The organism is Streptomyces sp. LBL (genome assembly GCF_029893585.1).
GTDB lineage: Bacteria > Actinomycetota > Actinomycetes > Streptomycetales > Streptomycetaceae > Streptomyces.
The window spans coordinates 1-25,684 of record NZ_JARXYX010000008.1 but is presented as its reverse complement, the minus strand read 5'-3'; the positions used below and the strand labels follow the sequence as shown (position 1 = coordinate 25,684).

The following is a 25,684-nucleotide window of genomic DNA, read 5'->3' as shown; positions in this document are numbered from 1 at the left end:
GCGGTGTCTGCTGACAGGAGCGGAAGCCCGGTCGATCAGCCAGGGCGGGATCAGGCTGGTCGGCCGGTGCGCTCCTGCGTCCGGAAGGCCCCCGAGAGCCCCGAGGCCCCCGTGTCGCCGTGTCGCCGGGAGTGCGTGAACTCCTACGCCGGGGAAGCGTCGTCGGGACGTCAGCCGGTGTGGTGCGCCTCGAGTTTGGCGTAGAAGTCGTGGACCATCAGCCTGACGTCGAGTTGCGTGTACACACGGATCATGCGGCCGTTCTTCCCGTGGGTGTATGACCCGTCGTCATTGATGCGGGGTGCGTTGACCATCTGGTGACTGCTGCTCGATGAAGCGGACAGGTCGAACGGCATCTGAAGGGCCGTCAGCAGTACCATGGGGTTGTCGCCCAGGACGTACACCTCTCCCAGATTGCCGCCCTTCTCGGCGAACAGCTCGTGGGCGTCGTTGAGGCGGGCGAACAGGTATGCGCCGATGGGGCCCTTGGGCTTGACGTGCACGACCAGTTCGGTCATTCCCACGAGCGCCTGGAAGTAGGCGTCGCGCGGCACCTGCCACAGGGGAATGGGGGAGTCGTTGAAGATGACCTTCGCCGCGTTGATGTCGATGCCGATGTTGTATTCCGGGCCCTGCGACTCCATCGGGGCGGCGGTTCCGAAGTATTCCGGTCCGCCGATCCAGACAGCGGTCAGCCGGTCGGCGATTCTCGGCTCCATCAGGTAAGCGCTGGCCAGTTGGGTCAGCGGTCCTCCAAGAGCGACGTACAGCGGCGACGTGGTGTCCGTGCGCATCGCCTCGGCGATGAGCGCTTCGGCTCCTGCCGTCTCCTGAGGGGTCGTGGTGTCCTTCATCGGCTGGTTCGCCCCCTGGAACACGGGGACCTTGCCGGTGAGCTGCATCAGCTCGAGTACCTCGGTGACGCGCCGACACGCGTCGCGCGCGTGGTGTTCGTCCGGCGCCGGCATGCTCTTGCCGTGTCGGGAGCCGATGACGCCCCTGATGTCCACGGACGGGGAGAGAAGATGGTGTACGAGCTGGTACAGACCGTCCGGGTCGCCGGCGTAGTCGTTGTCCATGATCACGCGGGTCCGCGGGCCGGCAGGGGGAACGAACATGGTCGTGACCTCTCCTCGCCTGAAGGTCGCTCTCCGGTGCGGGCAGGCCGGTCAGCGTGGACGAAGCATCAGTGCGCGAGAGCGCACAGGCAACCCTGACGTTCCGCTGACCGGGACCGATCTCCGTGCCCGCTGCGTGCTCAACCCGCGAACACTGCCTGTCGCTAGGCCCGGTACAGCGCCTCGACCTCGCCCGCGTACGCGTTCTCGATGGCCTTGCGCTTGAGCTTGAGCGACGGCGTCAGCAAGCCGTGCTCCTCGGTGAAGGGCTGCGCCAGGATACGGAAGGTGCGGATCGACTCGGCCTGCGAGACCAGGGTGTTGGCGGCCACCACGGCACGCCTGACCTCGGTCTCCAGGTCGGCGTCCCGCACCAGTCGGGCCGGCGGCATCTGCGGTTTGTCGCGCATCGTCAGCCAGTGCTCGACGGCCTCCTGGTCCAGAGTGATCAGGGCGGCGACGTACGGGCGGTCGTTGCCGACGATGATGCACTGGGAGACCAGCGGATGGTCGCGGACGCGCTCCTCCAGCGCACCGGGCGACACGCTCTTGCCGCCGGAGGTCACCAGGATCTCCTTCTTGCGGCCGGTGATCGTGAGGTAGCCGTCCTCGTCGAGGGAGCCCAGGTCGCCGGTGGCCAGCCAGCCGTCGTGCAGGGTCTCGTCGGTGGCCTTGGGGTTGTTGAGGTAGCCCTGGAAGACGTTGTCGCCGCGCAGCCAGATCTCACCGTCGTCCGCGATGTGCACGGTCATGCCGGGGATGGGCTGCCCGACGGTGCCGTAGCGGGTGCGCTCGGGCGGGTTGACGGTGGCGGCGGCGGTGGTCTCGGTGAGTCCGTAGCCCTCGTAGACGTGCACGCCCGCCCCCGCGAAGAACAGACCCAGCCGCCGGTCCATGCCCGAGCCGCCGGTCATCGCATGCCGGATACGGCCGCCCATCGCCGCCCGCATCTTGGAGTAGACCAGTTTGTCGAAGAGCTGGTGCTGCATACGCAGACCCGCCGACGGGCCGGGCCCGATGCCCCAGGCCTTCGCCTCCGTCGCCTCCGCGTACTTCACGGCGACCTCGACGGCCTTCTCGAACGGCCCGGCCTTGCCCTCCTTCTCCGCCTTGCGGCGGGACGCGTTGAAGACCTTCTCGAAGATGTACGGCACCCCGAGGAAGAACGTCGGCCTGAACGCGGCCAGGTCGGGCAGCAGGGCGCCCGCGCTCATCTGCGGCTGGTGGCCGAACTTCACCTTGCCGCGGATCGCGGCGACCTCCACCATCCGCCCGAAGACGTGCGCGAGCGGCAGGAACAGCAGGGTCGCCACCTCGTCGCCCTTCTTGGTGTGGAACACCGGCTCCCAGCGCTGGAGGACGGTGTCCGCCTCGTACATGAAGTTGCCGTGCGAGATGACACAGCCCTTGGGGCGGCCCGTGGTGCCGGAGGTGTAGATGATCGTCGCGACCGAGTCCGGGGTGACCGCCTGCCGGTGCCGGTGCACCACCTCGTCGTCGATGTGGGCGCCGGCGTCGTACAGCTGCTGCACGGCGCCCGAGTCCAGCTGCCACAGCAGGCGCAGCTGCGGCAGCCGGTCGATGACGGTGGCGATGGTCATCGCGTGGTCCTCGTGCTCCACCACCGCCGCCGTGCACTCGGAGTCGTAGAGCATCCAGAAACACTGCTCGGCCGAGGAGGTGGGGTACACCGGCACCACCTGGGCGCCGATCGACCACAGCGCGAAGTCGAACAGCGTCCACTCGTAGCGGGTGGGGGACACGATCGCGACCCGGTCGCCGAAGCGGATGCCCTGGGCCAGCAGGCCCTTGGCGAGGGCGAGGACCTCGTCACGGAACTCGGCGGCCGTCACGTCCCGCCACCGGCCGTCGTCGTCCTTGCGGCCGAGCGCGATGTGCAGCGGGTCTTCCAGGGCATGCTGGAAGACGACGTCGGCCAGGCCGCCCACCGGCGGCGCCAAGGCCGACGGAGGGTTGGTGAACTCGCGCAAACCCCGCTCCCCGCTTCTTGTGACGCTCCCCACAGCGCCGTGAAAGCTACCCCACCCGGGGATGGTTCGGGAGAGGGGTCGAACACGAACAGTGCTTACGTGTGCATGGATCGGTGACGATCGGTGACGAGAAATGCGCTCACATGGGTAAGGGTCGGACAGAAAGCTGACGGTTGGGTACGTTTCGGTCCCGCAATCTCCACCGAATCTGTACGACGCGATGACGCTGCTGAGCCCGGGGCGGCAGGCTTCCCGGACGGCGAACGGTCGGCCTGTGCGTGGGCGCGCGGCCCTTTCCTCTGTCAGCGCCCGCCGGGCCGGATCCGTCACGGTCACCCTCGGCGGAGCGGGCAGGCCCGGCCGGCGCGAGCACCCTCGGTGACCACGGCCGGGTGGCCGGCGTCCGGCCCGCGCGCGGCGACGTCCCTCCCGCGCGCGGCCACGTTTCTTCCGCGCCTGGCCACGCCCCTCCCGCGCCGCGGCAGGCAGCTCAACCCGCCGACAGGCGGCGCGCTGACCGGTCAGCGCCGGTGCAGCCGGTCTCCGCCCGCCAGGATCGCCGCCGCGAGCGCGTCGGCGGCGCCCTCCGCGGCCGTACGGCGGGGGCCGTGCACCAGGACGAAGTCGACCCGGCCGAGCTCCGGCAACCCGGCCCGCTCGGGGACGCGCACCAGGCCGGGCGGGATCAGCCCGCGGGAGTGGGCCATCACGCCGAGCCCCGCCCGGGCCGCCGCGATCAGCCCGTTGAGGCTGCCGCTGGTGCACGCGATGCGCCACGCCCGCCCCTGCCGCTCCAGCGCCTCCAGTGCGAGCGCGCGGGTGATGCCCGGCGGCGGAAACACGATCAGCGGCACCGGACGGTCCGCGTCCAGCCGCAGTCGCTCCGCACCGATCCACGCCAGCTCGTCACGCCACACCAGCCGTCCACGCGGGTCCTCGGGGCGCCGCTTCGCCAGCATCAGGTCCAGCTTCCCGGCCGCCAGCCGCTCGTGGAGCGTGCCCGACAGCTCGACCGTCAGCTCCAGGTCGACCTCGGGGTGGTCGTAACGGAAGCCCTCCAGGATCTCCGGCAGCCGGGTCAGCACGAAGTCCTCCGACGCGCCGAACCGCAGCCGGCCGCGCACCCTTGTGCCCGTGAAGAACGCCGTCGCCTGCTCGTGCACCTCCAGGATCCGGCGCGCGAAGCCCAGCATCGCCTCGCCGTCCTCGGTCAGCTCCACGGAGTGCGTGTCCCGGCTGAACAACTGCCGTCCGGCCGCGTCCTCCAGCCGCCGCACATGCTGGCTGACGGTGGACTGGCGCAGGTCGAGGCGGTGGGCGGCCTGCGTGAAGCTCAGCGTCTGCGCCACCGCCAGGAACGTACGCAGCTGGGAGGGGTCGTACACGTCTGCAGGCTACTCCAGGCTATCGCGGAACGTGATGACAGTCAGAGTGGTATGCCGGATTCCCGATCAAGGTCCGGAGGAGGACGATGGACGGGGCGCTCCGTGGCCCCGACCGCACACGCCACATGCACCCCTACACACGCACATACATGCACCCCTACACACGCACATGCACCCGTACATGCGTATGACAATCAGCAAGTGGAGCACCGTGAAACGCCTGCGATGGCCGAGTTGGATGCCGATCGACCCCTACATCCTGCTGTTGCTCGGGACGGTGGGCCTCGCGGCCCTGGTCCCCGCGCGCGGGACGGGCGCCGACGTGGCCTCCGGCGCCTCCACGGCCGCCATCGCCTTCCTGTTCTTCCTCTACGGCGCCCGCCTGTCCACCCGTGAGGCCCTGGACGGGCTCAAGCACTGGCGGCTCCACGGCACGGTCCTGGCCTGCACGTTCGTCGTCTTTCCGCTGCTCGGCCTGGCCGCCCGCGGACTCGTGCCGGTGTTCCTGACCCACCCGCTCTACCAGGGCCTGCTCTTCCTCACTCTCGTCCCGTCGACCATCCAGTCCTCGATCGCCTTCACCTCGATGGCCCGCGGCAACGTGCCCGCCGCGATCTGCGCGGGCTCCTTCTCCTCCCTGGCCGGCATCGTCATCACCCCGCTGCTCGCGGCCGCCCTGCTCGGCAGCGGCGGGGGCGGGTTCTCCGCCGACTCGCTCATCGAGATCGTGCTGCAACTGCTCGTGCCGTTCCTCGCCGGGCAGGTGCTGCGCCGCTGGATCGGAGGTTTCATCACCCGCCACAAGAAGGTCCTCGGCTACGTCGACCGCGGCTCGATCCTCCTCGTCGTCTACACCGCGTTCAGCGAGGGCATGGTGCAGGGCATCTGGCACCAGGTGAGCGCCGTCCGACTGGGCGGACTGCTCGTCGTCGAGGCCGTGCTGCTCGCCGTGATGCTCACCCTGACCTGGTACGGCGGCAAGGCGCTGCGCTTCAACCGGGCGGACCGCATCGCGATCCAGTTCGCCGGGTCGAAGAAGTCCCTCGCCTCCGGACTGCCGATGGCGAGCGTCCTGTTCGGTGCGCACGCCTCGCTCGCCGTGCTGCCGCTGATGCTCTTCCACCAGATGCAGTTGATGGTGTGCGCGGTGATCGCCAAGCGCCGCTCGCGTGATGTGCCCGAGCCCGGGACGGCCGCGGAGACCGAGGGGGTCACCCCGACCGGGTCAGCCGCAGGGCCACGAACCTCGGTCGGTACAGGGACACGTTCCGGTTGAGCTGCGCGGCGGCCCCGGTGGGCTCCAGCCAGTTGACGTCGTAGCTGAGCACCAGCCGCTCACCGTCGCTCAGGACGGGGTGGACCTGCGGGTTGTACGCGGCGACCTGCCCGGCCGGCAGCGCGGGGGTGAAGTCCTTCGCCGGGCCGTGCCAGGGCCCGATGGGGGAGCAAGCCCAGTACGACGTCACCGTGGTCAGCCCGCGCGTGCCCGCGGCCATCGTGAACAGGACGTACGTGCCGCCCTGGCGCACCACCGAGAACGCGCTGCCCACCCCGGTGCGCCGCCCGTCCCCGAGCACCGCCGCCGGGCGGCCGCGTGCCGTCCAGGCTGAGCCGTCCCCGTACTCCCAGGCGGCCGGGTCCCCGAGCCCGCCCTCGGGTACCCGCGCCACATACGCGTGCGAGGCGGGCCGGGACGCGGCCTGTCCGTCGTCGCCGCCGAAGACGTACGTCCAGCCGTCCCGTTCGGCCAGCGTCGTGCCGAACAGCACCCGCCGGGACGGATCCTGGACGAGTCGCTGGTCGAGCACCTCGGTCACGGACTCCACCCGCAGGTCGGGCAGGGAGAGCGTGGCGACCTCGGTGGCGGTGGGGACGCCGTACACCCATGGCGCCGCTCCCGCGGTCCGCACCCACAGCAGCACCCGTAACACCTGCTCGGAGGAGCCGGAGGCGCCGGAGGAGCCGGGGGAGCCGGGGGAGCCGGGGGAGCGGGGTTCGACGCGGGCCGCGACCGGCCAGCGCCACTGGTTCGGGCCGGGGTCGGGAAACAGGGACGCGGGCAGTGTGGTCTCCAGGCGGCCGTCCCGCATCACGACGGCGAGTTGCGCACCAGGGGCGCGCTGCCGTCCCGCCAGGCGAAGGACTCGCCGACCGGGTTCGGCGGGCCGTGCACCTGGCCGAGGTAGGTGTCCGAGAACAGCCACAGCACCCGGCCGTCCGGCAGCCGCACCGAGTGGGTGCCGTCGCCGCCGGTCCAGTCGTCGGCGCGGGCGGCGTCGTCGCCGTAGCGGGCGAACTCGGCGGTGAGGCGGTCGTCCGCCGACCAGGAGGCGACGGTGTGCGGTCCGCAGGCGTCGGTATCGGGGCGGGAGTCGTCGTCCGGGAGCGCGGTGAGCAGCACAGCCGTGAGAACCAGGGCCAGGAGCAGGCCGGCCCCGGTTCCCGTCCGCGGTCGTGCTCGTCCGTCCTCGGGCACGCTCCGGGACGTTAGCGGCTGTCGCTCACCTGGTCCATGGGCAGCCAGAGAACCGTGTCCGTCAGGGGCGCCGTTCGGGCGGCGATTTCGGCGTCGGTGAGCGCCCGGTCCCAGACGTGGACGTCGTCGATCGCCCCGGTGAAGAAGGCCCGGCTGTCCATCCGCTGCCCGATGTGCACCCCGAACGGCGAGTTGCGGCTGACGGAACCGGACACGTCCGCGGTGCCGCCGATCGCGGTGCCGTCGACGAACAGGGTCAGTCGCCCTTCCCTCCGCCCTTCCCTCCGCCCTTCCCTCCGCCCTTCTCCGAGCCCTTCCTCGCGCCCGGCGCCGCCCGCGCGGGAGCTACCTCCGTCGCGGCGCAGAGCCAGTCGGTGCCACGTACCGTCGTTGAGGGCGGCGGTGCTGCTGACGGTGGCCGCGCGCACCGTCGTGGCGCCGTCCCGCACGGTGATCTGGCCCTGCAGCCGGTTGTCCGCGGGATCCGCGCTCAGCGTGACCTGTGGCTGACCGTTGCCGACCCCGCCCATCCACAGCAGCGGCTGCTCTCCACTCGTGGCGGTGTACCGGAACCACAGGGACGCGGTGAACTCCTTGGTCCCGAGGAGGAGTCGGCTGCGGTACGGCAGGCGCACGGCGTCGTCGGTGCCGTCGAACTCCAGGGCGCCGCCCAGGGCGCCGTCCGTCTCCTTCGCCCCGCCGAGCACGGCCGCGGGCAGCCCGCCCGGGGAGAGGTCGACGGTGGTCGGATCCGCGGCCCGGCGCGGCCCGAGCCAGTCCTCGGTGAAGCGGGCGAAACGGATCTCGTCGCGGGCGTCGACGGTACCGCCCTCGTACAGCAGGCCCACGGTGTCCTCGTCGACCGGGGCCAGGTCGGAGTAGCCGGACCAGTCGGTGGTCACGACCGTGCCCCGGTCGGCGCTGTCCCAGGTGGTGCCGCCGTCGTAGGAGGAGCGGATCATCATGGTCCGACGGCGGTCGGGATCGCCGGGGCAGGACAACAGGACACGGTCGTCGAAGGGGAGCGTCGCGCACTGGACCTGGGGCGCGTACAGGTCGGGGAGGCCGGCGAAGGGGGCGGCGAACGTGTCGCCGCCGTCGAGGCTGACGGCCTGGGTGCGGTGGCCGAGGTCGGTGCCGTCCTGTTCCCGGCCGCTGACCAGCAGCGAACCGTCGGGGCGTGGGGTGAGGGTCAACTCGGACGGCTTCTGCCGGAACGCGCCGTCCGCCGGGATCGGCCAGGAGTCGGTGGCGCCGACCTTCCAGTGGTCGCCGCCGTCGTCGCTGACGACCAGGGCCGCGTGGTTGGTGGTGACCCGGCTGCCGTCCCACGTCTCGGTGTTGGCGCCGAACACCAGCCGTCCGGCGTGCGGACCGTGCGTGAGTTGGACGCCGTGCACGGGGCCGGTGGCGTACCAGGAGTTCCACTGGGCGGGCCGGATCTCGGGGCTCAGGTCGCGCGGCGCCGACCAGGTCAGACCGTTGTCGTCGCTGTACTGCAGACGCGGGGTGCGGTCGCAGGGCACGGTACAGCTCTCGGCGTCGGTGCGGCCGGTGTTGTAGGTCTCGGCGAGCAGGATGCGGCCCGTCGTCCGGTCCACGACCGGGGCGGGGTTGCCGTGGGTGTCGCCGCCGCCCTCGCTGACCACCTGGAGCGGGCCCCAGGTACGGCCGCCGTCCGTGGAGCGCTTGAGGACGATGTCGATGTCGGCGGCGTCACCGCAGTTGACGACCCGCCCCTCGGCGAAGGCCAGCAGGGTCCCGTCGACGGTCTGCACGATCGCCGGGATGCGGAAACAGGCGTAGCCGGGGTCCTGGGAGGCCTTGAAGAGGACCTGCTGCTCGAACTCCGCCGCGTGGGATTCGGGCCGGTCGGGTACGGGAGTGGGAGGGGGCGTGGGGGTGGCGGCCAGCGCCATCGCGGTGAAGGCCGCTGCCAGGGTGGGTCTCAGACGCGCGTGATGCCATGCCGACATGGGGCTCCTGCCCTTTTTCGGTCCGAACATCACGAGATGCTATGTCTGACGATCCGTCAGTCACGTGAACCGGATCGGTGGGCGCGTCACGGACGCGCGAACCGGCGCGGTGGGCCCGTCACGGACGCAGCAGCACCTTCCCGAGCCTGGTGACGAGGAATTCGCCGACAGCGCCTTCGGCGGGACGTCATCGGGGCCCCATGCCGCGTGCCGGCCCGCCGGTCAACGGAGGTTCTACGCTTCACCCGGAAGTTGATAATGACGGTGTGGGGAAGAGCGCTTCGTGGTAGCTCACACCGACGCGGGTGTAAGGATGAGTCAGAATGGCCGATGCGGTCCGAGATGTCGGTACGCGCGTGGTGGTAATAGAGAGCATCCCGCTGATTCTGAGCGGTTTACGTTCCGCGCTCGAAGGTGATGGGATCACCGTTGCCGCAGGGACCCACGACCCGTACACCGGCGTTCGGGCGGTTCGGGAGGAGAAGCCCGATGTGGTCATCGTCGACCTCGACCTCCCCGGCCGCGCGGGGATCGGGCTGCTTCAGCAGCTGCGCCGACAGTACCCGGCGCCGCGACTGGTCGCCTCGGTGTCCCCGGAGCACGACGACGACAACCTGCTGCTGACCACACTGTTGGCGGGGGCCACGGGCTACCTGCTCAAGAACACCGACACGGCGGACCTGCTGCGTACCGTGCGGGCCGTGCAGCGGGGGTACGTCACGCTGGGCCCGCGGGCCGGGGGCGAACTTTCCGCCCTCCTGGCGCGGCTGGTGCGAGACGACAGCACGCTCCCCTTCCCGGCGCTGACGCACCGGGAGCGGGAGGTACTGCGACTCGTCTCGTTCGGCTACCGAAACCGCCGGATAGCACAGGAGCTGTTCATCTCGGAGAAGACCGTGCGCAACTACGTCTCGGCCATCCTGCCGAAAATCAATGTCTCCAATCGGCTGGAGGCCATTGTGTCCGCACGGCTGGCCGGCCTGGAGACGGTCGGCCCCGGCACGGGCTTGGCAGGTAGGTGAGCGGAGGAGGGGAGGAGCGGAGGAGCGGAACAGTTCGAGGGTGGTGGCCGACGGGATCGGTGCCCGGAGCGCGGACCGTCATGTGTCCTGGGTGACGAGGCCGGCGGCCACAAGCCGGCGCACGCTGTCACTCACCTGCCGGCCGACCTCCTCCGAGCCGGCCGGGAGACCGGCCGCTCGGGCGTAGGCCGTGTGGACCGAGCCGAGGTCACGCCCGTCGCACAGGGAGTAGACCGTCCACGAGCGCGCGTTCAGCCAGTGCATGCGGGCCGACCGGGTGGGGCTGACGACGAGTTGTCCCAGGCCGGGCAGCGCGCATGCGTCCACCGGTGTGACCCGCTGGAGGGCGCCTGTCGGGGAAACCGCCGACGGCTGCGACGGCTGCGTCCGCCCGGTCGTGGCCGCGGCCCGATCCGGGGGAAGCGGCGCGTCGTCGTCCACCAGACGCAGCGCGGTGAGGAGCCACCGGGCGAACCGGTGCCCGTTCTCGGTGAGCGCCTCCTCCGGCAGCGAGAGCACACACTCGGCGAGGTGACGGGCCCGTTCCACGCTGGTCCGGTACTGCCCGCTGCGGGCGGCGGGGGTGCCGGGGCTGGGCTCGTCGAGGTCCTCGACCGACGGGGGCGGACCGAACCTCTCCCGGACCTCTTCCCCAGCGGTGGCCGCCGCGGCCCGGAAGACCAGCAGGTGCACGTAGAAATGCAGGGCGACGAACACCTGGATGACCGTCCAGGAACCGATCCGCCACGGGATCGGGACGCGCTCGGTGGCGTTCTTGACGACGGAGCCCGTACGGAGCGCGTCGAAGAGTTTGAGGTGCGCGCCCTCGTGCAGCAGGCTCTCGGCGGCGAGCCACGGGGACGTGCAGCGTTCGGGCGCCAGCAGCACCGTCGAGGGGAGCGGGTCGCCGCCGGACATGGATTGCAGGGGGCCCTCCTCGCTCTCCCGGTGGGTGAAGCCGACCATGGTGACGTGCCCCAGCACACCGGCTCCCGCGGCGGGCAGTAGCGTCGCGAGGAGTTCCGCGCCCTCACCCAGGACGGCGTGGACGCTGTCCGTCGGATCGACCGGGCCGGCCGTCCGGCTGCCGAGCGCGTCACGGAACAGCTCCATGAGGCGTTCGGCCAGCATCTTCTGCGCACTGTCGTCCGACGTCGGCTCCGTCAGTACCCAGGCGTTCCCGAGAGCGGGCCAGGCTTGCCGGTGGGGGCGGGTGAGGGCTTCGCAGGGCCCCATGGGCGACGACGGGTCCGCCGCCGAGGCGGACGCCCCCGCGGCCACGAAGGCCCCGAACGAACTGTGTTGGAGCTCGCCGCTCTCCAGTCGCGCGAGGTCCACTTCGAAGCAGTTGCGCAGCACCGGGTCGTACAGGAGCGGACGGAGGCGTTCGTCGGCCGCCGCGGCCGTCGTGCGCAGCACGTCCGCTGCCCCGTCGTCATGCCGAGCCAGCATGGTCAGACCCAGCCGGAACCGGGCGAGATTGCGCTCGCCGATGGCGGCGGAGTCGCCGAACTGCTGATCGGCGCAGAGCAGGGTGTCGGCCTGTGCCGCCCGGTCGGTGACCGTCTCAGCGGCGGAAGGTGAAGCGGGCACGAGAAACCGTCCTTCGAAGTCTGGCGGCGAACGTGGACGCAACGCGCCGGCACCGGGCCCCTGTCGGGACCCGGTGCCGGGCGGACGCGCCGCGCGTCAGGCGGTCCGGACCGCCTGGTACGACGGGAGCCAGGCGCGCTCCTCCGCTGCGTCGACGGCCACCTCGGGGGCTTCGTCGTCGAGGTAGGTCTGCGGAGCCAGGTCAGGGGTCTCGATGTGGTCTACCAGCATGTCCGGTCCCTTCGATCATCAGTGCGTGGAGCGGCCCGGCCAGGGCGGATGGCACCCTGCCGGACGCATCATCTTCCGTCACCCCGCGTCCCGCATCGACATGATCGTTGTCCCGACTTTGGTCCCATGTCCCGGCAAACGCCTTGTACTTACGCCCCGGGCATAACGACGAGAGCGGGCCGCGAGGCGACCGGCACACCGCTGCCCGTGACCTCCGCCTCCCCCCTCACCTTCAGTCCGGCTGCGGAGGGCGCAGACACGACGGGCTGAGGCGGGCCCCCGCGGCGCGGGGGCGCTCCCCGCCGGCCGGGGCCCCGCCGCCGTGCAGCGGGGAGAACCGGTCAGCCCCCGGCGGCGGCGGCCCGCAGGGCGATGCGGTCCTCGCCCGCGTACACGTTCATGGAGGTGCCCCGCAGGAAGCCCACCAGCGTCAGCCCCGTCTCCGCGGCCAGGTCCACCGCCAGGGACGACGGCGCCGAGACGGCCGCCAGCACCGGGATGCCCGCCATCACGGCCTTCTGCGCCAGCTCGAAGGAGGCCCGGCCCGACACCAGCAGGAGCGTGCGGGACAGCGGCAGGTCCCCGTTCTGCAGGGCGCGGCCGACCAGTTTGTCGACCGCGTTGTGCCGGCCCACGTCCTCGCGTATGTCGACCAGCTCCCCCTCCTCGGTGAACAGGGCCGCCGCGTGCAGGCCCCCGGTCCGGTCGAAGACCCGCTGGGCCGCCCGCAGCCGGTCGGGGAGGCTCGTGAGCAGCTCGGGGTCGACGCGGACCGGGGGATTGTCGGAGATGGGCCAGCGGGCCGTCGTACGGACCGCGTCGAGGCTCGCCTTGCCGCACAGGCCGCAGGACGAGGTGGTGTAGACGTTCCGTTCGAGGGTGATGTCGGGTATCAAGACGTCCGGCGCGGTGCGCACGTCCACCACGTTGTACGAGTTCGATCCGTCGACCGTGGCACCCGCGCAGTAGACGATGTTCAGTAGGTCGGACGCGGCGGCCAGGACACCCTCGCTCACCAGGAACCCGGCGGCGAGCGCGAAGTCGTCGCCCGGGGTGCGCATGGTGATCGCGAGCGGCTTGCCGTTGAGCCTGATCTCCAGTGGTTCCTCGGCGACGAGCGTGTCCGGGCGGCTGGAGACCACCCCGTCCCGGATGCGGATCACCTTGCGTCGTTCCGTGACTCGTCCCATGTCCTGATCAGCCCCGGTTCTGTACGTGCTGGTAGCCGAAACGGCCCTTGATGCAGAGGTTGCCGTGGGTCACCGGATTGTCGTGCGGCGAGGTGACCTTGACCATCTCATTGTCCTGCACGTGCAGGGTGACATTGCAGCCCACTCCGCAGTAGGCGCACACCGTGGTCGTCTCGGTCTGCGCCGACTCGTCCCACGTACCGGCCGCCCGCATGTCGAACTCCGACGTGAACGACAGCGCCCCCGTCGGGCACACCTCGATGCAGTTGCCGCAGTACACGCACGCCGAGTCGGTCAGGGGTGCGTCGTGCTCCACCGCGAGCGGATTTGATTTCTGGTTGGCGGCTGTGACTCGCGGTGATGGTTGGCCGACAACGGCGCCCTGGGTGGTTTGTCCTGGACCTCGATTTCCGAGGCTCCTTCGGATGGGCGAGGTGTGGATCGTAGATTGTGCCCATGATCGAGGAGACGTCGTCCGAGCGGTTAGAGCGGTCCACAAGACGGAGGCACGCGGCCCTGAAGAAGCCGAGAGGTGGGGGCGGGCTGCTGCGGTCGTCCGCGTTGATGGCGGCGGGAACGCTTGTCTCGCGTGCCACCGGGCTGATACGGCAGGTGTTGCAGGCCGCCGCGCTGGGCACGGGGCTGCTGGCCACTACCTACAACCAGGCCAACACGGTGCCGACCAGCCTGTACTTCCTGCTGATCGGCGGCGCGCTCAACTCTGTCCTGGTTCCCCAACTGGTTCGAGCCCGCGCGGAAGATCCCGACGGCGGCGCCGCTTTTGAGCAACGCCTGGTCACCCTGGTGCTGTGCGTCCTCGGCGTGGGGACCGCGCTGGCCACGTGGGCCGCCCCTGAGATCATCAGCGTCTACCAGCACGACACACTCGCCACGCACGACGCTTTTGAGCTGACCGTGGTCTTTGCCCGCTTCCTGCTCCCGCAGATCTTCTTCTACGGCGTGTTCAGCATCTTCGGTCAAGTCCTCAATGCCCGGAACCGGTTCGGCGCGATGATGTGGACCCCAGTCCTCAACAATCTCGTCCTGATCGCGATGTTCGGCCTTTACCTGGGCCTGATGACCGCCCCCGAACAGGTCTCGGACGTCACCGACGCCCAGGTCAGACTGCTCGGGATCGGGACCACACTCGCTCTCGCCCTCCAGGCACTCGCCTTGATTCCCTACGCCCGCGCGGCCGGCTTTCGATTCCGGCCGCGCTTCGACTGGCGCGGCACCGGCCTGCGCAAGAGCGTGAACGCGGCCCGCTGGACCTTACTGTTCGTGCTGGCCAACCTCGTGGCGAGCACAGTGGTCACCCGCCTGGCCTCCTCCGCCGACGCTGCTCTGCCTCGCGACGGCGTCGGCTACACCGCCTACAGCTACGCCCAGCAGATATGGATGCTGCCCCAGTCGATCGTCACTGTCTCCCTCGTGACTGCCCTGCTCCCGCGCATGAGCCGGGCAGTGACGGAGCATCGCGTCGAGGACCTGCGCGCCGACCTGTCCCGCGCGCTGCGGGTCAGCGGTGTCATCATCGTGCCGGCTGCCTTCTTCTTCCTCGCCTTCGGTCCGCAGATCGCTCAGCTGCTGTTCGCCCACGGCGCCGCCGACACGGCAGCCACTGTCCCCCTGGGCCACATGCTGCAAGCCTTCGGCCTGGGACTGATCCCGTTCTCCGCCCAGTACCTCCTGCTGCGCGGCTTCTACGCCTTCGAGGACACCCGCACGCCGTTCCGGATGGCGGTGTGGATCAGTGGCATCAACATCGCTCTCGCCACAGCCTGCCACCTCCTGTTGCCCCCGCGTTGGGCGGTCACGGGGATGGCCGCCGCCTACGCCCTGTCCTACGCGATCGGCCTGCTGGTGACCGCCTTGCGCCTGCGGCGGCGCACGGAGGGGCTCCTCGACGGCCGGCGGATCTGTCGCACCTACACAAAACTGACCGCAGCCGCCACCGTCGCCGGGGCTGCAGGGTGGCTCATCGCCCGCTCTTGCAGCCAGAGCCTGACGTCAGTTTCTTTGGCGCCCGCGCTCTCGCTCGCTGCGGGCGGCATCGCCATGGCCCTGCTGTTCCTGCTCCTTGCGCGGCTCCTGCGGATCGTGGAAGTGCGCAGCCTGCCGGGGCTGAGCTGAGCCCGGCACCGGTGGTCACACTCGATCATGCTCGGACACCGAAGACGTGTGGGCCTGATCGATTGGTTGCGGGCTGTGAGCATGTCGTTGAAGTGCGCCTTGGGCTTCTTCTCGTGATGCTGTTCTGGTGGGCAGGAACAACTGCGGGAGGCCGCGGACGGCACGTCCTTCGGGCATCTGGTGGAGTCGACCTCCTTACCGGTCGTCGCCCGCGCCCAGGCTCTGCACCGGCTACCTGCCTGACGTCCCTTTACTCTGCCAAATTGCGCTGACCTGCGGAGAAAGCGCCGCGACCCGGGACAACGCTGGAGAAGACCGCGCCCGCCATCCTGCGCGTACCGCGTACCGCATACCGCATACCGCATACCACCGGCCTACCGCAAGGATCACCACCTGTCACTCTCCCAGCCAACACCCCGCCGATCGGCAGGTCTGAGCCGGTCTTGCGGCCAAGGGCTCAGGCACGTCGCAGCGATACCTCCACCGTCCGTGAAGGGTGCAGGGTCACCGGACCCAACAGTCCTGACGCGACCGCCTCACCGCGTTCGTCTGCTCCGGTGTTGGTCACCTGGACATGCACGGTGTTGCGTCCTGGCCGCAGTGCGTCAGTGACGTCGATCCGGTACGGGGACCACAGCCGGGATCCAAGTATCGTGCCGTTGACGGAGATGCGGGCGACGTCGCGTACGTCTCCAAGCTCCAGCGTCCAGCGGCGTTCGGTCAGAGTCCCAGCGTCCATCTGGAAGGTCTTTTCGTAGTCGGCCGTTCCGGAGTGTCTTGCGTCCAGTTCCGTCCAGGAGCGCAGAGGCTGGGAGAGGGAGGGGGCTCCTTCGCGGTCGAAGCGGAAGGTCCAGTCGCCGTCCAGGGCGATCGCGGTGAGCGGATCGGTCACCTCGGTGCTGCCCTTGAAGGTGCGTCGTCCGTCGGTGGCGGCCACCGTGACCTGGCCTGGCTCGTCCGCCACGACGACTGCGAGAGCACCGTGTGCCGTCGTGCGGATCCGTTCCACGGGAGCCGAGGACGAAGTGGCATGGAGGGGTTGGCGAACAACCTTGCGCACCACGACCAGCAGCGTCGCCCTGGCCTCGATCCGTACCTCCACCGCTGTGCCGTCCGTGCGCCGGCCGGGGAACGGGGCGGGGCGCCACACTCCCGCGGGCGTCACCGTGCCGGTGTCCGGGTCCCATATCTCCGGTGTGCCGGCCGCCGGAAGCGTCAGGGTGGCAGCCACGGCCGCCGCGTGTTCGTTGGTCACGACGAACGCCGTGTCATGGCCGTATGCCAGCCGCATCACCCGCACGTCGGCGGTGTGCGGGGAAACAGTTGCCGCGGCGCAGCCGGCGGACACCACCGCCGTTGCCGCGGACGACACGTCGGTGACTCGGTGCGCTGACCGTTCGGCGAACAGCCCATCCAGTGCACGGCGCAGGCCGGCATGGTCACCGCCGGACTCCTGGCCGGGAAGATCCCCGACGGCCACGACCGTGCCTCCGCCGCGCGCGAAGCGCCGCAGCGTCTCGACAGTGCCCAGGGCCAGCATGGGAGTCCGGGGCAGCACCACAGCGCGGTACTCCTGGTGGCCGACAACCAGGTGTGCCCCATCGGGCCGGGCGACGGCCCGGAGCGCCGGATCGTCGTCAAGTGCTCCTTCGTCGAGGAAATCGAAGTCGACCTGGGAGTCCTCCAGCGCGTGGGCGGCGGCGGTGAAGTCCTTGTCGAGTTGTTCCGCGAGAGAGGTGTCCTGGTAGTTCTCGGCTGCTCGTTGGGGTTGAAGGAGAGCGGTGTGGGGAGCCGCCGGCGCCCGGCATGCCTCCATCAGGCGGCCGATCCAGTCGTTGAGCGGCTGCGCATGGTCCCACCAGGGGTTCACCGGCTGGAACGGCGGCGGGTACACGATCTGCTTCTCATTGGTGAAACTGGCGTGCAGAAGGGTGTGGTTGACGCCACGTACCGCGAACGCGCCGACGACCTCGCGTGTCAGAGCCGGTGTGACGGACCAGCCGGTGGCCCCCATCGCTTCCAGGTAGACGCGTTCCTTGCCGAGTTGGTGGGCGGCGCTGGCGGGCCAGCGGGACAGGGTGCGGTGGTATCCGCGCTGGTAGTGGTCGCCGATCAGGTCGGTTCCCGGGATCTGTGCCCACTGGTTGCTCGTGTTGAGGTTGCCGGAACTGCGTATCTGCTCCGCCGGGCCGTATTCGTCCCACAGGGGGTTGGAGATGAAACGCAGCCCCCTTTCCGCCATCCAGGCTCCTTGGCGGCGATAGTAGGCGGCGGCGTAGCGGTTCGACACCGCGCGCCAATAGGTGCCACGCAGCGGCTCGCCCTTGGCGCCGAGGCTGGTCAGGGCAGCAGCCAGTGCCGGGCCGGGGCGGGCGCCGAGCCGGTCGAGTTCCCGCTCCAGCGTCGTCGACCAGGGGAGGGCGTTCAACTGCCGTGAGTCGGCCGAGGCAAGGAACGGCTCGTCGTCGGCGAAGCCGCGCAGTACGGTTCCGACCGCCCACGGGAACCGGCGGACGTATTCGCCGGGGACGGTCTCCAGGAACAGATCGACGGCTTCGTCGTCCAGCAGGTTCAGATAGTTGCGGCTGGGGTCCGCGTTCTGGGCCAGTTCCCGTACGGGGAAGAGCCCGACGTGCCACTGCCCGCCGGGGGCAGTCCATGTGCCCGAGGCGCGTGCCTCGGCGGTGAGGTCGATCAGGCTGTCCGTGGATGTCGCACCCTTCGGCCAGGCCGCCGCGCCGGCGAGCGGAGCCGGCTCGGGCAGCAGGAAGCTGTCCAGCGCGTCCGGGCTGTCGAATGACTGGCTGTACAGCTGATCGCCGTCGGCATCGCGTACGGACAGGGCGTCCCACGCGGAGCGCTGACTCGCGGTGGCCCTCACCCCGACGCGGCCGGCTGCAACAGCGTTGTCCTCAAGGAGAGGGAGGTCCGTCCCGTCCAGGGAGATCTGCACTCGGGAACCGCGCAGCACCACGTCCAGCCGGTGAGGCTCCGCCGGGACGAACCCGCTGACATCCCCACCCCGGTACAGAAGGTCGAACCGGCCCTCGCGCTGACGCCACAGGTCCACTCCCCCGTCCGCGCGCAGGTCCACCAACAGTCCGTTGGACTCGTCGGCGCTGCGCACCATCAGCCCGGCGGTGGCCTGCTCGATGCGTACGACCGCGTGCACGTCGTAGTCCCGCCAGTCGGATCCGTCGCGCAGGAGGGTCACCCCGTCGCGCGTCCGTGCGTCGACCATCAGCTGACCGTCCACGACCGAGAGCCCTTGGGCGACCAGCCGGACGGTGGTGCCGCCGGGTACGTCCAGTTGAGCCAGTCCGACGCCCTTCAGTCCGTATTTCGGTCGCGGAGGCAGGACCCGGTCGCCCACCCTGCCGCCTGCGACGACGAGTCCGCCCGCTCGACCGCTCGGGAAGTAGTCGTCATTGAACAACCACACGTGCATGCCGCGGCGTTGGGCCTCACGAAGGGTGAAGCCGATGAGGTCGAACCATGCCTCGCTGAAGAAACGCGGCTGCAGTTCCGCGGTCTCGAAGGGAAAGACGAGTACCTCACGGATGCCTTTGTCGCGCATGTCGGCGAGTTGCTCGCGAACGAGGTCGTCGGTGACGGTGCCGTTCCAGAACCACAGGATCGTGGGCCTGCTGTCGGAACGGGGGTTCGCGAAGCGAGCCGCCTGAGACCCGTTGCCGACTTCTGCCGGGGTGGCTGACGCCGGCCCGGCAGAAGCCGACGGGGCGGTCGCGACCAGCGCGGCAGCGCCGGTCAGGGCGAGGACGGTGCGCCGGGAAAGTTCGGGGCCGTCATGGGTGGTCACGATCTCAACGGCTCTTCTGTCGCTCAACCTTGCTCCTCGGGACGGAAGGACCGGGGGCGCAGGACAGGGCATGGCACTTCCGGGAGCAGTTCGTCGCGCCGGAGCCGCGTGAGGCGGGGGCGGCACGCAGGAAAAGCCACACTGATTGAAACGTTTCATCCAACCCTAAGGGGCGCGTGTTGCCGGCGTCAACGGGTAGGGCGGCAGAAACTGTTGAGCATGTTTCAGCGAGATTCTTGCGAGGAACCCCAGGCGTTTACGCCTGGGAGGAATCGCATCGTGTGGTGGCGACGCGGAGCGTCGCAGTGTCCGGGAGTTCGGGCGCGGAGCGCCCGCAGGGCTGTCCGGCGGAGCCGTCAATGTCGAACATACGGTCGGTGGGTCACTGGATGGTGGGGCGGGTGTGCGGAAGGCGTCTGTGTGTGCGGGCGGCTGTGTAGGTTCGGGTGTCATGAAGCTGGTGGTGCAGGTCAAGCTGTTGCCGACGCCCGTACAGGCGGCGGCGCTTGAGGCGACCCTGCGCTCCTGTAACGAGGCGGCGTGCTGGGTGTCCGAGGTGGCCTTCGCCAAGGATGTGAAGCGGAACTTCGCGTTGCGTGAGCACACCTACACCGAGGTCAGGCGGCGGTGGGGGCTGGGCGCGCAGGCCGCTCAGCACACCATCAAGAAGACCTGTGACGCCTACCGCACGCTGGCGGCGAACCTGAAGGCCGGGCACCTGGGCAAGCCGTGGTCGAAGCGGTACCGGCGGACGGTGGAGAAGCCGATCACGTTCCGGCCCGAGGGCGCGCAGCCCTATGACGACCGAATGCTGTCCTGGCAGATCACCGAGCGGACCGTCTCCGTCTGGACCCTGTCCGGGCGGATGAAGGGGGTGGCGTTCGCCGCCTCCCCTAAGCAGCTGGCCTGTCTGGCGCTGTACCGCAAGGGCGAGTCCGACCTGCTCTGTCGGGACGGCATGTGGTTCCTGAACGCCACCTGCGAGATCCCCGAAACCGAACCGAGCACAGCCCCGGATGGGTTCCTCGGCATCGACCTGGGGATCGTGAACATCGCCACCACGAGTGACGGCCAGATCATGGCCGGACGCGCCCTGAACCGGGGACGGCTGCGCGAACGCACCCTGCGCACCAAACTGCAGAAGAAGAACACCCCGTCCGCCAAGCGCCGTTTGAAAAAGCGCGGGCGCAAGGAAGCACGGCGGGCGAAAGACATCAACCACAAGATCGCGAAACATGTGGTGGCCGAGGCAGAACGCACCTCGCGCGGCATCGCCCTGGAAGACCTGACGGGCATCCGCGAGAGGGTACGGCTTCGCAAGCCCCAACGGGCTACCCACTCCAGTTGGTCCTTCGCCCAGCTGGGACAGTTCATCGCGTACAAGGCCAAGAGGGCCGGGGTGCCGGTGGTGTACGTCGATCCGGCGTACACATCACGCACCTGCACCGAATGCGGCCACATCGACCAGGCGAACCGGGTCTCCCAGGCGTGGTTCGCGTGCCGGTCCTGCGGATTCGTTGATCACGCGGACCGGAACGGCTCCCGCAACATCCGTGCTCGCGCGGAAGAGTTGTGGCGACGCGGGGCGCAGTCAACCGCCCCAGACCCACCCCCGAAACCCGAGGGCGGGACCGGACGCAAGCGCAGCACCACAACCAGTGGCGCCCGCTGTGCAAGCCTGGGACTTTAGTCCCGGGTCGTTGACGGTGGTCGGTTCAGGGTCTTGCGTCAGGAAGCGGAAGGCGTGTTCCAGATCGAAGCGACGGAGCATGCTGCAACGGCGCCAAGGGGCCGATGTGCCTGGCAGGGGTCGGTGAAACCGGTCGGTACGACCGTTCGGCGCGTGTTGGATACCGTTCATCGCATACCGTCGACGTGCCGTCTTCTCAACTCCTCGCCGACTTCATAACGTTGGGGATCATGAGTCCCCCAGTCGCACCCCCGGGATGGAGCCGCTGGCTGGTTCCGCCTGCCGCCCTCTCGGTCCACCTCTCCATCGGCCAGGCCTACGCCTGGAGCGTGTTCAAGCCGCCCCTCGAATCCGCTCTCGGCCTCACCGGCACACAGAGCGCGCTGCCCTTCCAGCTCGGCATCGTCATGCTCGGCCTGTCGGCCGCGTTCGGCGGCACGCTCGTGGAGCGCAACGGACCGCGCTGGGCGATGACCGTGGCGCTGATCTGCTTCTCCTCCGGCTTCCTGCTCTCCGCCCTCGGCGCCGCCACCGAGCAGTACTGGTTGATCGTCCTCGGCTACGGGTTCGTCGGCGGGATCGGCCTCGGTATCGGCTACATCTCGCCGGTCTCCACACTGATCAAGTGGTTCCCGGACCGGCCCGGCATGGCCACCGGCATCGCCATCATGGGCTTCGGCGGCGGCGCGCTCATCGCCTCGCCGTGGTCGGCGCAGATGCTGAAGTCGTTCGGCAGCGACAGCTCGGGCATCGCGCTCGCGTTCCTCGTCCACGGGCTGGTGTACGCGGTCTTCATGACCCTGGGCGTGCTGCTGGTGCGGGTACCTCGTACCGAGAAGCCGGTCGGGGGCGCGCCGAGCGTACTGGCGGGCCCGCAGGTCTCCGCACGCAACGCCGTGCGCACTCCGCAGTTCTGGTGCCTGTGGGTCGTGCTCTGCATGAACGTGACCGCGGGCATCGGCATCCTGGAGAAGGCCGCCCCGATGATCACGGACTTCTTCGGGGACACCTCGACCCCGGTGTCGGTGTCGGCCGCGGCGGGCTTCGTCGCCCTGCTGTCGGCGGCCAACATGGCGGGCCGCATCGGCTGGTCCTCCACCTCCGACCTGATCGGCCGCAAGAACATCTACCGCGTCTACCTGGGCGTCGGCGCGGTGATGTACGCGCTGATCGCGCTGTTCGGTGACTCGTCCAAGCCGCTGTTCATCCTCTGCGCCCTGGTGATCCTGTCCTTCTACGGCGCCGGGTTCGCCACCGTCCCCGCCTATCTGAAGGATCTCTTCGGGACCTACCAGGTCGGCGCCATCCACGGCCGGCTGCTCACCGCGTGGTCCACGGCCGGTGTCCTCGGGCCGCTGATCGTCAACTGGATCGCCGACCGGCAGGAGGAGGCGGGCAAACACGGTGCGTCGCTGTACGGTCTGTCTTTCGTCATCATGATCGGGCTGCTCGTCGTGGGCTTCGTCGCCAACGAACTCGTCCGGCCCGTCCACATCCGTCATCACATCCCCGCCCCGAGGGAGGAGACCGCCGATGTCCAGCGACAGCAGTCAGAGTCCGCCTGACCGACGTGGGCTGATCGCCTTCGCCTGGCTTTGGGTGGGCACGCCGCTCGTCTACGGTGTCTACGAACTCGTACAGAAGGCGACCCAGTTGTTCACCGGGTGACTGTCAGGAAGTCTCGGGGCGCCCAGAGGTATGACGGAAGCTGACAACCCGGGTGCCTGTTTCCTGTGGCATCACCTGCCGTCGTACCCGCGAGTCACTGATCAGACTGGTGAATCCCGCTACCTGAAGTGCAATGAGGGGGATTCACCCATGAACGGCTCGCGCATCGCCGCCGTCGGTCACTACCAGCCCGCCAAGGTGCTCACCAATGAGGACCTGGCGGGAATGGTCGACACGAGCGACGAGTGGATCAGGTCCCGGGTGGGCATCCTTACGCGGCGCATCGCGGGCCCTGATGAACCCGTCGACGAGCTCGCCGCGCACGCCGCCGCCAAGGCGCTGGCTGCGGCCGGCCTGATGCCCGCCGACATCGACCTGGTGCTGGTGGCCACCTCGACCGCCGTGAACCGCTCCCCGAACATGGCCGCCCGGGTCGCCGCGCGGCTGGGCATTCCCTCGCCCGCCGCGATGGACGTCAATGTCGTGTGCTCCGGGTTCACCCATGCGCTGGCCACCGCCGACCACACCCTGCGCGCTGGTGCGGCGACCCGTGCGCTGGTCATCGGCGCCGACAAGATGTCCGAGGTGGCCGACTGGACCGACCGCACAACCTGTGTGCTCGTCGGCGACGGGGCGGGGGCCGCCATCGTGGAGGCGTCGGCTGCGGGCGAGGAGCCGGGGATCGGGCCCGTCCTGTGGGGTTCCATGCCCGAGATGGGGCACGCCGTGCGGATCGAGGGGCAGCCCGCACGGTTCGCGCAGGAGGGGCAGAGCGTGTACCGCTGGGCCACCACCCAGCTGCCGGCGCTCGCGCGACAGGCCTGCGAGCGGGCGGGCCTCGAGCCGGCGGACCTTGCCGCGGTCGTGCTCCATCAGGCGAACCTGCGGATCATCGGCCCCCTCGCCGAGAAGCTGGGCGCGGTGAATGCCGTGATCGCCCGCGATGTCGTCGAATCCGGCAACACCTCGGCCGCGAGCATCCCGCTGGCCCTCTCCAAGCTGGTGGAACAGGGCGTGATCGGCACGGGGGGCCCGGTGCTGCTCTTCGGGTTCGGCGGGAACCTGTCGTACGCCGGACAGGTGGTCCGCTGTCCCTGAGCGGGGCGGTGCGTGAAATGCGGTGAGGTGCTGTGCGGTGGGGTGCGGTGAGGTGCGGTGCGGTGCGGTGTCGCGCAGTGTGACGACATACGGCAGGATGTGCCGATCTGTGCCGATCCGCGTCGGGATGTGTCGAGGTTGTAACGAGGTCGAACGTGGTGCGACGCGGGTAACCTCCCGTTTGTCTGGCTTTTGCGCACCGTAGACTGTAGACGAAAGACGATCGATACTGGCGCTACCGGGTGCCTGGCGCCCGGTGCCTGATGCCAGGGCGCCCGGCGGCACACCGGCTTCACGGCTGTGGTGCACGGCCCGCCGAGGAGGGGGACCGCGATGCTGTCGACAGGACTGCCGCAGGGAGCAGTGCCCAAGCTCGAACGACCCGGTCCGCTGCGCGACCGGGTCTACGAGGCCCTGCTCGAGCTGATCACCACCCGTGCCCTGCAGCCCGGCCAGCACCTCGTCGAGAGCGAACTCGCCGGGCATCTCGGGGTCTCGCGGCAGCCGGTGCGCGAGGCGTTGCAGCGGCTGAACACCGAGGGCTGGGTGGATCTGCGGCCCGCCCAGGGCGCGTTCGTGCACGAGCCGACCGAGGAGGAGGCCGACCAACTCCTCACCGTGCGCACGCTGTTGGAAGCGGAGGCGGCGCGCCTCGCGGCGGCGAACGCGGGCAGCGCCGGGATCGCAGCGCTGGAGGAGTTGTGCGCGGAGGGTGAGAAGGCCGTCTCCACCGACGACGTGGACAGCGCGGTCGCCGTGAACGCGCGTTTCCACGCAAAGATCATGGAACTCGCCGGCAACGCGGTCCTTGGGGAACTTGCCGCACAGGTGGACCGCCGGGTGCGCTGGTACTACACGCCGGTCGCCCGGCAGCGCGGCAACCAGTCCTGGATCGAGCACCGCGCCCTGATCGCGGCGATCGCCGAGCGGGACGAGCGGCGCGCGACCGAGCTGATGCGGGAGCACACGGAGCACACGCGCCACTCGTATCACGGGCGTCAACGGTCGTAGGCCTGCGGGCGTTGGCCCACGGGTGTTTGCCGACTCGTGCTGGCCCACCCGTGCTGGCCTACATGTGTTTGCCCACATGCGTTGCCCAATGAGCAGTGTGCATCGTGAAGTTGCAGGTCGTGGGTCTGGTGTGAGGGGCGGGCGGGATACTCGCGCTGGTCGTCGGCCGGTGTCCACGGTGAAGATCGTCTGACCTGTCGGCCGGAGGCGTTGTCGGGTTCTGCTGCGCTGGCGGCCCTGCCGCTCTTACGATCCGTGACCGGGCTGGTACGCCGGGAGAGTGCGGGGAGGGTGTGGGGATGCAGGAGCTGGAGCGGATCACGGCTCGCCGCAGTGAACTGGACACCCTCGCCGAGGAGTTGGCCAAGCGGCTTCAGGAGGTCCAGGCCGAGCGGGAGGAGCCGGTGATCGCCGAGCGGGTCCTGAATCGGCTGGCCGAGCAGGACCGGGCCGCCGCGACCGTTGCCCCGGCTCCCGCCCGGGTGGCGGGGCGGGCGGTCTTGCTGATCCCGCACCGCAGCGAGACGCCCGACGAGGCCGCCCTGCCAGCCGGCTACCGGGATTCATTCGCAGTGCCCCGGTGTTCACGCCGGGGGTGAAGCGAATCATGTTGTTGCGAGGCGGATCGTCGCCGCGTCTGGTCCGGCGGAGCCGGGCATGGGGTGCTCGCCACCTGCGGTGCGGAGCGCCGCGACGGCTTGGTCCCGGTGGAGCCGGGCAGTGCTCACACCGGCCGGTTCTGCTGCTCGATGTACTGCCTGACCACGGTGAGCGGGGCGCCACCCACCGTCCCGGCGAAGTAGGACCCCGACCATAGTTTGTTGGCCCGCCAGTAGTGGCGGACCAGGTCGGGGAACTCCTGGCGCAGGCGGCGCGAGGAGACGCCCTTGAGGGAGTTCACGAGCTTGGTGACGGCGACTTTGGGCGGGAAGTTCACCAGGAGGTGTACGTGGTTGTCCTCGCCGTTGAACTCCACCAGCTCGCACTCGAAGTCCGCGCACACCGACCGCATGATCTCCTCCATGCGCGTGAGATGAACATCGGTGAACACCTTGTGCCGGAACCTGGTCACAAAGACCAAGTGGACATGCATCACGAAAGCACATTGCCGACCAGTCCTGATCTTCTGCATCTCGCCCACAACCCAAGTATGTACCGTGACCGTCATGCAGCTTCGGTACAGCTTCCGCGTGCGACACGAGGTCGCACCATTCAAGTGGGCAGCCCGGTCTCAACTGGGCTGTCCCAGACCAGTGTTCTGAGGTCTGGCCCCACGCTCACA

18 protein-coding genes and 2 pseudogenes are annotated in these 25,684 nt (G+C 69.6%); 9 read left to right on the top strand and 11 right to left on the bottom strand.

Features of this window, described 5'->3' with window-relative positions:
* Positions 1-170: 170 nt before the first annotated feature.
* From M2271_RS11520 to M2271_RS11510, 3 genes are all read right to left on the bottom strand, one after another.
* Positions 171-1,118 (bottom strand): nucleoside hydrolase, encoded by a 948-nt coding sequence (locus M2271_RS11520; protein ID WP_280887054.1) that lies wholly within the window; start codon positions 1,116-1,118, stop codon positions 171-173.
* A gap of 164 nt (positions 1,119-1,282) precedes the next feature.
* Positions 1,283-3,109 (bottom strand): AMP-dependent synthetase/ligase, encoded by a 1,827-nt coding sequence (locus M2271_RS11515; RefSeq protein WP_280887053.1) that lies wholly within the window; start codon positions 3,107-3,109, stop codon positions 1,283-1,285.
* Between the two features lie 521 nt (positions 3,110-3,630).
* Positions 3,631-4,494 carry a LysR substrate-binding domain-containing protein gene (locus M2271_RS11510; protein WP_280887052.1) on the bottom strand — a complete coding sequence of 288 codons (864 nt, stop codon included), beginning with the start codon at positions 4,492-4,494 and terminating at the stop codon, positions 3,631-3,633.
* Between the two features lie 238 nt (positions 4,495-4,732).
* Between M2271_RS11510 and M2271_RS11505 the strand changes: the two genes are divergently transcribed.
* Positions 4,733-5,770 (top strand): bile acid:sodium symporter family protein, encoded by a 1,038-nt coding sequence (locus M2271_RS11505; protein ID WP_280887263.1) that lies wholly within the window; start codon positions 4,733-4,735, stop codon positions 5,768-5,770.
* Here M2271_RS11505 and M2271_RS11500 read toward each other — a convergent pair.
* Positions 5,706-6,970: pseudogene (locus M2271_RS11500) on the bottom strand (DUF4185 domain-containing protein). The gene M2271_RS11505 and the pseudogene M2271_RS11500 sit on opposite strands and share 65 nt — an antisense overlap.
* Positions 6,971-6,981: 11 nt before the next feature.
* Complete coding sequence (locus M2271_RS11495; protein WP_280887051.1) at positions 6,982-8,946, bottom strand: sialidase family protein; 1,965 nt, start codon at positions 8,944-8,946, stop codon at positions 6,982-6,984.
* Positions 8,947-9,269: 323 nt separating this feature from the next.
* On the opposite strand from M2271_RS11495, the gene M2271_RS11490 reads away from it, so the two are divergent.
* A complete protein-coding gene (locus M2271_RS11490; RefSeq protein WP_280887050.1) occupies positions 9,270-9,968 on the top strand; it encodes a response regulator transcription factor in 699 nt (232 codons plus the stop codon).
* A 78-nt stretch (positions 9,969-10,046) separates the two neighbouring features.
* Here M2271_RS11490 and M2271_RS11485 read toward each other — a convergent pair whose 3' ends face one another.
* The 4 genes and pseudogenes from M2271_RS11485 to M2271_RS11470 all read right to left on the bottom strand — a co-directional run.
* Positions 10,047-11,561, bottom strand: a complete 1,515-nt coding sequence (locus M2271_RS11485; RefSeq protein ID WP_280887049.1) for an HEXXH motif-containing putative peptide modification protein — start codon at positions 11,559-11,561, stop codon at positions 10,047-10,049.
* A gap of 96 nt (positions 11,562-11,657) precedes the next feature.
* Entirely contained in the window at positions 11,658-11,792 is a 135-nt protein-coding gene (locus M2271_RS11480) for a hypothetical protein (protein WP_280887048.1), read from the bottom strand.
* 341 nt (positions 11,793-12,133) lie between these two features.
* Positions 12,134-12,982: a formate dehydrogenase accessory sulfurtransferase FdhD gene (fdhD, locus tag M2271_RS11475; RefSeq protein WP_280887047.1), complete on the bottom strand. Its 849-nt coding sequence runs from the start codon at positions 12,980-12,982 to the stop codon at positions 12,134-12,136.
* 7 nt (positions 12,983-12,989) lie between these two features.
* Positions 12,990-13,304: pseudogene (locus tag M2271_RS11470) on the bottom strand (4Fe-4S binding protein); the annotation flags it as partial.
* Between the two features lie 134 nt (positions 13,305-13,438).
* Between M2271_RS11470 and murJ the strand changes: the two are divergent.
* Entirely contained in the window at positions 13,439-15,115 is a 1,677-nt protein-coding gene (gene murJ / locus M2271_RS11465; protein ID WP_280887046.1) for a murein biosynthesis integral membrane protein MurJ, read from the top strand.
* A 457-nt stretch (positions 15,116-15,572) separates the two neighbouring features.
* Here the strand turns inward: murJ and M2271_RS11460 are convergent, their stop codons facing one another.
* Positions 15,573-18,962 carry a glycosyl hydrolase gene (locus M2271_RS11460; RefSeq protein ID WP_280887045.1) on the bottom strand — a complete coding sequence of 1,130 codons (3,390 nt, stop codon included), beginning with the start codon at positions 18,960-18,962 and terminating at the stop codon, positions 15,573-15,575.
* Positions 18,963-19,386: 424 nt separating this feature from the next.
* On the opposite strand from M2271_RS11460, the gene M2271_RS11455 reads away from it, so the two are divergent.
* The 6 genes from M2271_RS11455 to M2271_RS11430 all read left to right on the top strand — a co-directional run bounded on the left by M2271_RS11455 (position 19,387) and on the right by M2271_RS11430 (position 25,001).
* Positions 19,387-20,625, top strand: a complete 1,239-nt coding sequence (locus M2271_RS11455; protein ID WP_280887044.1) for a transposase — start codon at positions 19,387-19,389, stop codon at positions 20,623-20,625.
* Between the two features lie 230 nt (positions 20,626-20,855).
* On the top strand, positions 20,856-22,190 hold the full coding sequence (locus M2271_RS11450) for an OFA family MFS transporter (RefSeq protein WP_280887043.1): 1,335 nt from the start codon (positions 20,856-20,858) through the stop codon (positions 22,188-22,190).
* Positions 22,159-22,293, top strand: a complete 135-nt coding sequence (locus M2271_RS11445; protein ID WP_280887042.1) for a hypothetical protein — start codon at positions 22,159-22,161, stop codon at positions 22,291-22,293. The genes M2271_RS11450 and M2271_RS11445 overlap by 32 nt, the downstream gene beginning before the upstream one ends.
* Positions 22,294-22,443: 150 nt before the next feature.
* Positions 22,444-23,391, top strand: a complete 948-nt coding sequence (locus M2271_RS11440; RefSeq protein WP_280887041.1) for a beta-ketoacyl-ACP synthase III — start codon at positions 22,444-22,446, stop codon at positions 23,389-23,391.
* A gap of 333 nt (positions 23,392-23,724) precedes the next feature.
* Positions 23,725-24,402 carry a GntR family transcriptional regulator gene (locus tag M2271_RS11435; RefSeq protein ID WP_280887040.1) on the top strand — a complete coding sequence of 226 codons (678 nt, stop codon included), beginning with the start codon at positions 23,725-23,727 and terminating at the stop codon, positions 24,400-24,402.
* Positions 24,403-24,701: 299 nt separating this feature from the next.
* A complete protein-coding gene (locus M2271_RS11430) occupies positions 24,702-25,001 on the top strand; it encodes a hypothetical protein (protein WP_280887039.1) in 300 nt (99 codons plus the stop codon).
* Positions 25,002-25,126: 125 nt separating this feature from the next.
* Here the strand turns inward: M2271_RS11430 and tnpA are convergent, their stop codons facing one another.
* Positions 25,127-25,534 carry an IS200/IS605 family transposase gene (gene tnpA / locus M2271_RS11425; RefSeq protein ID WP_280887262.1) on the bottom strand — a complete coding sequence of 136 codons (408 nt, stop codon included), beginning with the start codon at positions 25,532-25,534 and terminating at the stop codon, positions 25,127-25,129.
* Between the last annotated feature and the right edge of the window lie 150 nt (positions 25,535-25,684).